Origin of the sequence: Agrobacterium pusense, from assembly GCF_900102105.1 — a bacterium.
Classification (GTDB): domain Bacteria; phylum Pseudomonadota; class Alphaproteobacteria; order Rhizobiales; family Rhizobiaceae; genus Agrobacterium; species Agrobacterium pusense.
Genome location: NZ_FNBB01000001.1, coordinates 426,459 through 438,512 on the forward strand (window position 1 = coordinate 426,459; position 12,054 = coordinate 438,512).

The 12,054-nt window shown below is 59.6% G+C and carries 10 protein-coding genes; 1 reads left to right on the forward strand and 9 read right to left on the reverse strand.

Features of this window, described 5'->3' with window-relative positions; all coding sequences use genetic code 11:
* Window positions 1-7: 7 nt before the first annotated feature.
* From BLU28_RS02145 to BLU28_RS02170, 6 genes are all read right to left on the reverse strand, one after another.
* Window positions 8-364, reverse strand: a complete 357-nt coding sequence (locus BLU28_RS02145; RefSeq protein ID WP_034496014.1) for a hypothetical protein — start codon at window positions 362-364, stop codon at window positions 8-10.
* A 237-nt stretch (window positions 365-601) separates the two neighbouring features.
* A complete protein-coding gene (locus BLU28_RS02150) occupies window positions 602-1,690 on the reverse strand; it encodes an ABC transporter ATP-binding protein (protein WP_006698176.1) in 1,089 nt (362 codons plus the stop codon).
* 20 nt (window positions 1,691-1,710) lie between these two features.
* Window positions 1,711-3,366, reverse strand: coding sequence for a beta-galactosidase BglA (gene bglA, locus BLU28_RS02155; RefSeq protein ID WP_045532802.1), 1,656 nt, complete (start codon window positions 3,364-3,366; stop codon window positions 1,711-1,713).
* Window positions 3,367-3,403: 37 nt separating this feature from the next.
* On the reverse strand, window positions 3,404-4,564 hold the full coding sequence (locus BLU28_RS02160) for a carbohydrate ABC transporter permease (RefSeq protein WP_006698177.1): 1,161 nt from the start codon (window positions 4,562-4,564) through the stop codon (window positions 3,404-3,406).
* Between the two features lies 1 nt (window position 4,565).
* Window positions 4,566-5,579 carry a carbohydrate ABC transporter permease gene (locus BLU28_RS02165; protein ID WP_077986645.1) on the reverse strand — a complete coding sequence of 338 codons (1,014 nt, stop codon included), beginning with the start codon at window positions 5,577-5,579 and terminating at the stop codon, window positions 4,566-4,568.
* 105 nt (window positions 5,580-5,684) lie between these two features.
* Window positions 5,685-7,046 (reverse strand): ABC transporter substrate-binding protein, encoded by a 1,362-nt coding sequence (locus tag BLU28_RS02170; protein ID WP_022555633.1) that lies wholly within the window; start codon window positions 7,044-7,046, stop codon window positions 5,685-5,687.
* A 274-nt stretch (window positions 7,047-7,320) separates the two neighbouring features.
* Here BLU28_RS02170 and BLU28_RS02175 point away from each other — a divergent pair, with 274 nt between their 5' ends.
* A complete protein-coding gene (locus BLU28_RS02175; protein ID WP_004440041.1) occupies window positions 7,321-8,346 on the forward strand; it encodes a LacI family DNA-binding transcriptional regulator in 1,026 nt (341 codons plus the stop codon).
* A gap of 16 nt (window positions 8,347-8,362) precedes the next feature.
* On the opposite strand, the gene BLU28_RS02180 is transcribed toward BLU28_RS02175, so the two are convergent.
* The 3 genes from BLU28_RS02180 to BLU28_RS02190 form a co-directional block, all read right to left on the reverse strand.
* On the reverse strand, window positions 8,363-9,262 hold the full coding sequence (locus tag BLU28_RS02180) for a bifunctional methylenetetrahydrofolate dehydrogenase/methenyltetrahydrofolate cyclohydrolase (protein WP_077986644.1): 900 nt from the start codon (window positions 9,260-9,262) through the stop codon (window positions 8,363-8,365).
* A gap of 77 nt (window positions 9,263-9,339) precedes the next feature.
* On the reverse strand, window positions 9,340-11,112 hold the full coding sequence (locus BLU28_RS02185; RefSeq protein ID WP_077986643.1) for a GumC domain-containing protein: 1,773 nt from the start codon (window positions 11,110-11,112) through the stop codon (window positions 9,340-9,342).
* A 114-nt stretch (window positions 11,113-11,226) separates the two neighbouring features.
* On the reverse strand, window positions 11,227-11,901 hold the full coding sequence (locus BLU28_RS02190) for a WecB/TagA/CpsF family glycosyltransferase (protein ID WP_077986642.1): 675 nt from the start codon (window positions 11,899-11,901) through the stop codon (window positions 11,227-11,229).
* Window positions 11,902-12,054 lie beyond the last annotated feature (153 nt).

The following is a 12,054-nucleotide window of genomic DNA, read 5'->3' on the forward strand; positions in this document are numbered from 1 at the left end:
CAGGGTCTTAGAACGACCGGATATCCAGCTTGCGGTCCTTGTGGGCCGGGTGCGTGCTGAATACGAAAATTCGATCCAGCTCCTTCTGAGTCAGCATACGCAGGAAACGGACATGGATGGTGTTGTTGGCGTTGACGCGCAACATCACGCAGCCGATCTTGGTGATGCGGGCATCGGGGATATCGAGATAGAACTGGTTCGGCAGGTTGTACTTGGTCAGTAGCGCCAGCACGGCCTCTGTCTGGGAGATGCGAATGACGTCGCAGCGGCGTGCCGCCATGTGCATCACGGCCTTTTCGGTATATTCGATGCGCGCCGCGTTCATGGTGTCTTCCATGCGGAACCGGCTTTCGCGGTCATACATGAAGGACTCTTCCTTGCTCAGATAATGATTTCTGATGACACCCGCACCGCTCTGCACGCCCGAACTCCCAATGCTTACCAATAGGACGAGACTAGGCCATAGTCTTTAACAATTCATATCAGCGTCAGCTTAAACAGGACGGAAGCGGGACATTTCCGACGTTTTTCCACACGGCCGATAACCAGTAAAAAGCCCCGGAACGGACAGTTCCGGGGCTTGTTTCAGTATCGCCACCGTTTACTTGCGGTAGGCTTTGCCTTCCGCATCGAAAAGATGAAGCTTCTCCTGCAGGGCGGCAAAGCGCAGGGTTTCACCCTTACCCACGGAAACAATGCCCGGCACCTTTACGATGATCGGCTCCTGGCCCTTGGGCGCTTCGAGATAAAGCAGGGTCACCTCACCCAGGGCCTCCACGATCGCGACTTTTCCCTCGAATAGATAGTCGTCGCCCGTCGCGATGCTCAGGTCTTCCGGCCGAACGCCAAAGCTTGCGGCCTTGCCCTGCTCAGATGCGGATGTGGGAACATCGACGACCAATGTCTTGCCGCCGGCAAGTTCGATGGAGGTCCGTTCACCCGTGGCGGTCACTTTCGCACCGATAATATTCATGGCGGGCGAGCCGATGAAACGCGCCACGAAAAGATTGGCCGGCCTCTCATAAAGCTCAAGCGGCGCGCCGACCTGTTCCACCCGCCCCGCGTTCAAAACGACGATACGGTCGGCGAGCGTCATCGCCTCCACCTGGTCGTGGGTAACGTAGATCATCGTTGTATCGGCCATCTGCTCGTTGAGCTTGGCGATTTCAATGCGCGTGGCAACACGCAGAGCCGCATCGAGGTTCGAGAGCGGCTCATCGAACAGGAAGACCTTGGGGTTGCGGCAGATCGCGCGACCGATGGCGACACGCTGACGCTGGCCGCCGGACAGCGCCTTTGGCAATCGCTCCAGATATTGCGTGAGCTGCAGGATTTCGGCGGCGGCGCGAACGCGGCGGTCGATCTCCTGCTTGCTTTCCCTGGCAATCTTCATGCCGAAGGCCATGTTGTCGTAGACAGTCATGTGCGGATAAAGGGCATAGGACTGGAACACCATGGCGATGCCCCGACGCGAAGGCGGGATTTCGTTGACAAGCTGGCCGTCAATATACATCTCGCCGCCGGTGATTTCCTCCAGCCCGGCGATCATGCGCAGCAGGGTCGATTTTCCGCAGCCGGAGGGGCCAACAAAAACGATGAATTCGCCCTGTTCGATATCGAGATCGATGCCGTGCAGCACCTTCACCTGTCCGTATGATTTACGGATATCCTTGAGAACGAGACTTGTCATGGGTGTTCCTCCCTCATCTGTCAGGCGTAACGGGCGAAGAAAGCGCCCCATGCCGGAAGTTCGACGCTTCTGCCCTTCAGTCCGCTTGCAAAGCCATGGCCTTCAAGAACCTCCCAGTTCCCTTCCGGCAGCGTGGCCTCTGCCGGCGTCGCTGACAAGTTAAAGACGCAAAGAACGGTTTCGTTGCCCAGCTTGCGGGTATAGCTCAACACCTCACCCTGCACGGGCTGAAATTCGATGCCGCCCTTTGCGAAAGCCGGATGCTGCCTGCGGAACGCGAGGAAGCGGCGGTAATGCTCCAGCACCGAAGCCTCATTGCCCTGCTGGGCGCTCACGGCGCGCTGCTTGTGCTCGGTCGGAATCGGCAGCCACGTCTTGTCGGCCGTCGAGAACCCGGCCTGCGCATGGCCGGCGTCCCATACCATCGGCGTACGGCAACCGTCGCGGCCCTTGAATTCAGGCCAGAACTGAATGCCGTAAGGATCCTGCAAATCTTCGAAAGCGATATCGGCTTCGGTGAGGCCGAGTTCTTCGCCCTCATAGATACAGACGGAACCGCGCTGGGTCATGAGAAGTGCCGACAGCACCTTCGCGAAAGCATCCTTGTCCTCGACATGTTCGCCCCACCGGCTGACATGGCGCACGACATCATGGTTGGAGAAAGCCCAGCAGGCCCAGCCTTCCGGTGCAGCTCTCGCAAAATCCGCCTGTACATCGGCAACACGCTGCGGGGTCAGCGCATCGGGCGCGAGGAATTCAAAGGCGTAGCACATCTGCATCTTGTCATCGCCGGAGGTGTATTCGCCGACGATCTCGAGGCCACGCTGGCTGTCGCCCACTTCGCCGACGGCGGCGATATCAGGGAATTCGTCCAGTACGGCGCGGAAGCGCTTCAAGAAGGCGATGTTTTCCGGGCGGTTCTTGTCGTAGAGATGCTCCTGGAAGTTATAGGGATTGACCGCAGGCGCGGTGGAGGCATTGCGGCGCTCCGGCGCCAGCGCCGGATTATCGCGCAGCTCAAGGTCGTGGAAATAGAAGTTGATGGTGTCAAGGCGGAAACCATCGACGCCGCGCTTCAGCCAGAAGCGTGTGATATTCAGCAGCTCTTCTTGCACTTCCGGATTATGCAGGTTGAGGTCCGGCTGCGAGGTCAGAAAGTTGTGCATGTAATATTGCATGCGGGTCGGATCCCACTGCCAGCCCGAGCCGCCGAAAATCGACAGCCAGTTGTTGGGCGGCGTGCCATCCGGCTTGCTGTCCGACCAGACATACCAGTCGGATTTTGCATTGTTGCGGCTGGCGCGGCTTTCCACGAACCAAGGATGCTGGTCCGAGGTGTGCGACAGAACGAGATCGATCATGACGCGGATGCCGAGACGGTGGGCTTCGGCGATCAGCCCGTCAAAATCGGCTAGCGTGCCGAACATCGGATCGACATCCACATAATTCGAGACGTCGTATCCAAAATCCTTCATCGGCGAGGTGAAGAAGGGCGAAATCCAGATCGCATCGGCACCGAGGCCTGCGATGTGATGGAGGCGATCGGTGATACCCTTGAGATCGCCGATGCCGTCGCCATTGGAGTCCTGATAGGAGCGCGGATAGATCTGATAGATAACAGCGCCGCGCCACCAGTCCTTGTTGGGCGTCAAAGCGGAAGTCACCGAAGCGGTCATGGAAGTGTCCTGTGTGGTATGGGCGTTCATGGAATGATCAGCCTCCCTTGACGGAGCCTGCCAGCAGGCCACGCACGAGATAACGTTGAAGAGCGAAGAAGACGCCGAGCGGCACGACGATGGTGACGAAGGCCGAGGCGGTAAGAATTTCCCAGTTGCCGCCGCGCGAGCCGAGCAGCGCGTTGAGTGCACCCGTCAGTACCAGCTCGTCCTTCTGTGTGCCGAGGAACACCATGGCGACGAGCAGGTCGTTCCAGGTCCACAGGAACTGGAAGATGGCGAAGGAAGCGAGTGCCGGGAAAGAGAGCGGCAGGATGATCTTGACGAAGATTTCGAAATCGCTGGCGCCATCGACACGGGCGCTTTCAATGATCTCTTTCGGCAGGCCGGAAATGTAGTTGCGCAGCAGATAGATGGCGAGCGGCAGTCCGAAGGCGGTGTGCGCCAGCCAGATACCGGCATAGGTCTTGGACGGCACGCCGAAGATGGTGCCAATTTCATTATACAGTCTCAGAAGCGGGATCAGCGACATCTGCAACGGCACGACGATCAGGCCCACCACCATGGCAATCAGCAGATTGCGGCCGGAAAAGCTCATCCATGACAGGGCATAGGCGGCAAAGGCGGCGATGAGGATGGGGATGACGGTTGCGGGCACGGCAACTGTCAGCGAGTTGACGAAGGACTGGCCGATGCCTTCCGAGGTGAGTACCGTGCGGTAATTGTCGAGCGTGAAGACGGGCGGCGTTGCGACAGAGATGTAGACGCGCTTGCCGCGCGAACCCTCGAAGCTCGCGGCTTTGCTATATTCGTAAGTGCCGTCTTCATTGATAAGCAGCGTCTCGCCATCGCCGATGTCAGCGGCTTCACCTGCCTTGAAAGCTGTCGGCTCCTGCACGCGCACGCCGAAGGCCGCAACCTTTCCGCCCTGGCCGTTTTCGAAGACATTGCCTGATATGACGTAGCGGCTGCCATCCTGCTTCTGAGCCGAGGCATCGGCCAGACGAACGGCTTGCGTTTGTTCGGAGCTCGAAAAAGCGGTCCACCAGCCCGACACCGTGATCTGATCCTTGTCGCGCAGCGAACTCACGAGAATGCCGAGCGTTGGCAAGAGCCAGAGCAGCACGACGATCAGAACGCTGGCGTGAACGATGAGCCGCGGCAGGCCGACGCGGCGGAGGCGTTTGACAATATCCATCTCAGCGGCCCTCCATCTCGCGGTTTGCCTGGCGGATGTTCCAGACCATGATCGGGGTGACGGCCGCCATGATGATGAGCGCGATAACAGCGCTTCGGCCGCTATCACCGCCGCCGCGGAACATCCAGTCGAACATGAGATTGGCGAGAACCATGGTGTTCCATTGCCCGTTGGTCATGGTCAGCACGATGTCGAAGACCTTCAGCACGAGAATGGTGATCGTCGTCCAGACGACGGCGATAGTGCTCCAGATTTGCGGAACCATGATCTTCCAGAAGATCTGCCAGCCATTGGCGCCATCGATGACAGCCGCCTCGATGGTCTCTTCCGGAATACCGCGCAAAGCCGCAGAGAGGATGACCATGGCGAACCCGGTCTGAATCCAGATGAGGATGACCATCAGGAAGAAGTTGTTCCAGAAGGGCATGGAAATCCAGACCTGCGGATTACCACCGAAAAACTCGACGATGGCGTTCAGCAGGCCGATCTGCACCTGACCTTCGGCGCGGTATTCATAGATGAACTTCCAAATGACGGAAGCGCCGACGAAGGAGATCGCCATCGGCATGAAGACGATGGACTTGGCGATGTTGCCCCACCAGATGCGGTCCGTCATGACGGCGATGACGAGGCCGAAGAAGGTGCAGGCGGCCGGCACGACGGCGAGCCAGAGAATGTTGTTGAAGATCGACTGACGGAAACCGGCGTCGAAAAACGCCCAGCGATAATTGGCGAGACCGACGAATTCGCTGCCGGTGCGGTCGTAGAAGGAGAGGATCAGCGTCGCGATGACGGGATACACAAGATAGACGAGCAACAGGATCAGCGCCGGGCCGATGAACAGCCAAGGCCGGACGGCGGCACGGCGATTGAGATTGCGGGAGGCATGAAGGACATCTCCCGAGCGGACGGGAAAGATTGCCTGCAACGCCTTATCGGATAGCCAGTAATAGGCAGCACAGGCAAAAACGCCCGCTACCATAACGCCGATGGCGGACACCAGTTGTTGAGCCATGTTCCCTCCCTGATCCTCTCCGCGCCGCGTTGATTTATGCAGCTGTCGGGCCGTTCCTGCGGAAGAGGCCCGGCAGCGAGCCGCCAGGCCTCGTCTTAATCCGTGTTACTTCAGGCCGTCCCAGGCCTTCTGGATATCGGCGGCGACTTGATCGGCAGACTTGCCACCGACGAAATCGATCATGCCGGTCCAGAAAGCGCCGGCGCCGATCTTGCCGGGCATCAGGTCGGAACCGTCAAAACCGAAGGTCGTCGCCGTGGTCAGGATTTCACCCTGACGCTTCATCTGCTCATTGGCATAGGTTTCGACGTTCACACCCTTGTACGGCGTCAGGAAGCTGGACTGCGCCATCCACACTTCATGGGCGATCGGCGTCTGCAGGAATTGTACGAATGCCTTGGCAGCGGGCGCTTCCTTAGTGATGGTGACGAGCGTGCCGGCACCGAGAACCGGCTTGCCGAGGTCAGGCTTTGAGGCATAGGTCGGCATATAGAAGAAATCCGCATCCGTTCCGACCTTGGTGCCCTCAGGGAAAAAGGAGGGAATGAACGATGCCTGATGGTGCAGGTAGCACTTCGGCGGAATGTCGAAGAGGCCCTTGGGGCTGTCGCGGAAGTCGGTGGAGGCTACGGCCGCAACGCCGCCACTCACATATTTTTCGTTCTTGGCGAATTTGCCGAATTCGTTGATCGCGGCAACCACGGCCGGATCGGTGAATTTCACCTCGTTGGTCGTCCACTTCTGGTAGACATCCAGCGGCTGCGTGCGCAGCATCAGGTCTTCCACCCAGTCGGTTGCCGGCCACCCGGTCGCACCACCGGAGCCGAGACCAATGCACCAGGGCGTGCCGCCATCAGCGACGATCTGATCGGTGAGCTTGAGCAGGTCTTCCATGCTCTCGGGAACTTTATATCCCGCTTCCTCGAAATTCTCGGGCACATACCAGACGAGCGACTTCACGTCGGCCTTGAAGGGGAAAGCGAAATAGGCCTTGTTGCCGTCCTTGCCCTTATAACTGCCGAGATCGACCCAGGATTTACCCGCGCCGTAATTTTCCTCGACCCATTTGGCCGTGTCGTCGCCGAGCGGCACAAGAAAACCCTTGGCGGCGAGATCGGCGAGAAGGCCAGGCTGCGGCAAAATGGCAATATTGGGCGGCGAGCCGGCCTGTGTGTCGATGACGATCTGCTGCTCGTAGTTTTCCGACGAGGAATAACGGACATTCACGCCCGTCGCGTCAGCAAAATAGGCGAGTACGGACTGGAACAAAGCCTCGTCCTCACCACGCCACGGGCCGAAAATCGTCAGCGTCTGGCCTTTAAGGTCAGCATGGGCCGCTTTGAAATCTTCGTAGCTTTTCCAGTTGAACTTGGCGTCCTGGCCCGGCGCGAATTTCAGATCGGCGGCAATGGCCGAACCCGACAGCAGCACGATTGAAGCAGCCGTCGCCAAAAGGGTCTTCCGCATGTGATTTACCTCCCATCACATAAAAGGCTCAAAGCGTCCTCTCCAATCAAAGCGCTTTGGCTACCTATTCATCTCATTGTCATCAAGATGGAGTCAAGAGGCTCTTTATTCGGAAACGCTGCCTAACCTTCGAAATAGTCATATTGATTTAGGAAGGCGGCTATCATTTTCGATTGAGAAAAGCGGATGGGGCTGTTAAAAATCTAAAGCGCTTTGGGAAAATGAGGAGGGGCTTTTGGCCTTTTCCGGGCGCGCGCATGGAGGAATGACAGACATGAACCTGAAACAGCTGTCGCAACTGCTGGGCATTTCGCAGACGACCATCAGCAGGGCGCTCAACGGCTATCCCGAGGTCAGCGCGGAAACGCGCCGCCGCGTCATGGAAGCCGCGGAGAAGACGGGATATCGCCCCAATGCCGCGGCACAGCGGCTGGCAACCGGCAAGGTCGGCTCCATTGGGCTCGTGATGCCGATTGGCGAACATCACCGTTCGGATGTGCATTTCGGCGAATTCCTGAGCGGTCTTGGCGAGGAAGCCTCGCGCAGCGGCTTTCATCTCGTCATCATGCCCACCGAGCCGGAAAAGGAACGCGAAGCCCTTCGCGGGCTCGCCGCTAGCGGCAGCGTCGACGGCATCTATCTCGCTTATATGAAGAATAACGATCCGCGCATCGCCATGATGCAGTCACTCTCCCTGCCCTTCCTCGTGCATGGCCGCTCCATCGGCGTGGAGGAGGATTATCCCTACCTCGACGTGGACAATGAAGGCGCCTTCCGTGACGCGACCCAGCTCCTGCTTCAGCTTGGCCATACGCGCATCGGCCTGCTGAATGGCCCGGAAGGCTATGATTTTACCTATCGGCGCTGTCTCGGGGTGGAAAAGGCGCTGGCGGCAAACGGCCTGGCCTTGCATGCGAGCAATAAGAGACACGGCAGCATGACCGACGAGGAAGGTTATCTCGGCATGGAGGCCCTGCTTTCACGCCCGGAGAAACCGACCGCCATTCTCTGTGCCAGTACCGCGCTCGCACTCGGCGCGATCCGCTCGCTCAACCAGCGAGGCCTGAAACCCGGCAAGGATATTTCCCTCATCGCCCATGACGATGTGCTGCCGCTTTTGAAACCCGATAATTTTTCCGTGCCGCTCACCACCACGCGCTCGTCGCTGAGAGCGGCAGGCGTCCGCGTGGGCCAGCGCCTGATCAACCGTATCAAGAACGACCAGACGGAGCCGTATCAGGAACTCTGGAAGGCGGAACTGGTGGTCCGCGCCTCGACGGGGCCGGCTCCGAAAGCGTAGCCGGCCGTTTCAACGTCTAGAACTTCGGCGCCGCCAGGCCTTCGGCGCGATGAGCGGCGATGACGGTGTTGGCCATCAGCATCGCGATCGTCATCGGGCCGACACCACCGGGAACAGGGGTGATGGCCGCGGCAACGGCGCTTGCTTCATCATAGGCGACGTCGCCCACCAGCTTCGACTTGCCTTCACCCTTTTCGGGTGCGGGAATGCGGTTGATGCCGACGTCGATGACGGTCGCGCCGGATTTCACCCAGTCACCCTTCACCATCGCCGCGCGGCCAACCGCCGCCACCAGAATATCCGCCGTCTTGCAGATGCCGGCCAGATCCTTGGTGCGCGAATGTGCCATCGTCACAGTGGCGTTGGCATTGAGCAGAAGCTGGCCCATGGGCTTGCCGAACAGGTTGGAGCGGCCGATGACAACGGCGTTCAGGCCGGAAAGGTCGTCTCCGTGAATGCCGCGCACCAGAAGCATGGCGCCTGCGGGCGTGCAGGAAATGAGACCGGTGGCAAGATCGCCGGTCGCGAGCTTGCCGGCATTTAGCACGCTGAGGCCGTCGACATCCTTCTCGGGCAGGATCGACTGGATGATTTCATCGGAATTGAAATGTTTCGGCAGCGGCAGCTGAACCAGAATGCCGTGGATGGAGGTGTCGGCATTCAGTTCACCGACCAGCTTCAGGAGGTCAGCCTGTGTGGTCTCCTCCGGCAGCGTGTGCTGGATGGAATTGAACCCGCATTGCTTGGCCATCTTGCTCTTGGAGTTCACATAAGCGTGGCTGGCCGGATCATTACCGACGATGACGACCGCGAGACCGGGCTTGACGCCCTTTTTCGCCTCAAGCGCTTCTGCCGATACGCGGACCGCCTCCGTTACCGAGGCCGCCTTCGCCTTCCCGTCAATCACAACTGCCATGCGTCCTGCTCCTCATGGGTTACGTAGGCTCCGTATGGTGCCCCCGTCGCAGGAATGCAAGCTAAAATGCGGCGTTTTCAGGCGGTTTTGCGGTAGTCTTCTTGGTGGTCGGCATAATCGACGAGACGCTCCCTCAGGAGCGCCAATTCCCGTCGCAATTCCATCAGCTCCTCCGCTTCCGCCTGGGCATGATCGGCGTGGCCGGCAAGCGCATCAGCCAGCAGCGGCGGCAGCGCGGACGGTGCCTGACCGGCGATCTCGACCGTGCGGTTGCCCATCAGAACCTGCCTTACACGCTCGTCGAGCGGCATGCGCTCATCGTCGTTAACCGCACCGCCGTAATAATCGGCGAAGCTCTCCTCGTCGTGGCCAGCATCCAAGCCGGCCGTTTCGGCATCAGGAGATTGCAGATCGTCAAACACAGCCGGTTCGATTGGCTCGAATTCCGAAAATTGCGCGGGTTCCTCCTCGGGGAGCCGGATTGCCGATTCCGGTTCGAAGGCGGAGGCATCCTGCTCTTCCTCGTCATGGCGACGATACGTCAGAAGATAGAGACTGCCCAGCAATCCGATCAGGCCGCCGCCGCCCGCCATCATGGCGGCCTGGGCAAGATCACGCGATAGTTCTCCCGGACCTGCCTTTTTCGCGAGGCGGGTCTCAAGGGCAGGCGTCGTAGCAGAGGAGAGATCGCGGCGTTCGCTCGCCTCCAGATAGGTGTTTCTCGCCGTTTCGAGCTCCCCCTGCAGTCTGGAGAACTCTCCCGGAGCAACACCGAGACCATTCAGGCGATCAAGGTTCTTTTTCCGCTCGGCTTCAGCATCGGCGATCTCCTCAGCGAGGCGCTTCTCGTCCGCGCGCAGTGCGTCGAGCAGTTGGCGCAATGCTGGAGCAGCGAGTGCCTGTACGGCATCCACCGCGTTCCGGGCGGCGATGTGTCGGGGATGTTTCGGGCCGTAATCGACCGAGATGCTGGAAAGCGCCATACTGGCGGCGGCATGTTTCTGCCTGATATCCTCGAGTGCAGAAAAGGCGATGCCGGAGGGAAGCGGTTTGGAGAACAGATCGTTGGGTTTCAGGGCCGAAGCCGCCGCCAGATCCGCCTGCAGCGACTGCTGTTGTCGGGTCGCCGCGGTGATTCTGTCGTTCACGTCACGCAATTGCTGCTCGAGCTGCTGCACCTCGGTCACCGCATCGCCATGGCGCATCTGGAAACCGCTTAGCGCCGCCTCGGCCTCGTCCATCCTTGTCCGCGCCCGCTCCATCTCCCGCATAGCGGGCGTCATGGTGCCGGCCTTGCCGTCCGCCATGATACGCATCGAAAGATAGTCGGTAAGCCGCATGGCCGCTTCTGGCGTCGCAGCCCTCGAAGTCACGATCAGCGTCGTATCGTCGGGCGACAGTTCAAGCCCTATCCCATCTCCGACCGCGCTGTTAAGCGCCTCACGCGGGGAGAGCGGACGCGCATCCGCGCCGGTCAGAAGATCGACAAGCAGGTGAAATTCACCCTGTTTGCGAACGCCGACCAGATCGGCAGGCTTCAGCTTGAGATCGCTGCTGATCCGGTCCAGCCCGCCAGGTGAAAGCAGGGTGCGCCGCGCCATCGCCAGAAAGCGGGTCGCATCTGGTGCATCATAAGCGGTCTGTGATACCTCGATCTGCGCCTGCGAAACATAGCCGCGAAAACCGGAATCAACGAGCAGCAGCGGCAGGGCTGCGCCGGTTACCGTGGCGGCCGCGACGCATCCGGCGGTCAAAAGCCGAAGACAATGCCTGCGCCACTGCGACGCGGGCGCGGCAATCTCATCCCCTTCCGGGCGGGTCGCCGTCATATCTGGACTGTGATCAACCATCTGAAGCCGTCTGCCACCTTCGCCGCCGCCCGCGGACGGACAGCTGTCAAAACCTTACGAGAGGTTAAAGGATCGTGGCAAACAAATGGTTAACGGACCTTCGCCGAAGCCGCTTCAGCCCTTGCCGAGGGCGATATGCCAGGGTTCGGCGCAAAGGCTGTAAAGCCAGCTCATATGCAGCCTGCGGAAGATTTCAGGCATGCCTGCCACTTCGGACGATAATATCTTGAAAAGCGGCCCGACTGCGATGGCGACTCGCGCGTCCTCGCGGTTGACGGTGCGATGCAGCCACATTTCCTGATTTTGCTTGGTCATTCCCGCCAGCAGCATATCCACTTTCACGCCGGACGTCTCGCCGCTCAGCATGACGAAGTCGTGCCAGGGCGCATGGCTACGCAGCTTCGTAAGAACGACACCGAGCTGGGCTGCATCGTCACCCGCAACGCCGATCCGTTTCGGTACTGCCATATAGGTGAGAAGCGCCATGACAAAGGCGACGCCATCGATCACGACCGGCAGAGGCTCACCATGTGCGCGCCGCGCGGCAGCGTTCAACGCCTTGCCCTGCGGGAAAAGCAGGCAGCTTTCGAGGACCTGCCGATAGCCGATGTCCTTGAGTGAAAGCTTTGCCTTTTCAAGGGTGAGAAATGAGAGCGACGTGTGGCCCTCAGAGGCGGAAGCCCTGTCGCTCACATGTTCCAGCGCTGCGTTCCAGTCGAGGTCGCAGAAGTGCAGCCCGTAAATGTCCCGCTGCTGTCCCGGTCGTGCAAAACCCGTCGTTGCGTTCATACCCAGCCCCCGATGCAAGCCCCGCCCGTCACGCGCAGGTTTCTGCGGGTTCGCGGTTCATGGACCGTTTATACATGTGCTGGTTGAATTTACGCTGAAAGCAATCAATAGAATTCCAAGGCCGACGCAAAGGAATGATTAACCACGTGGATC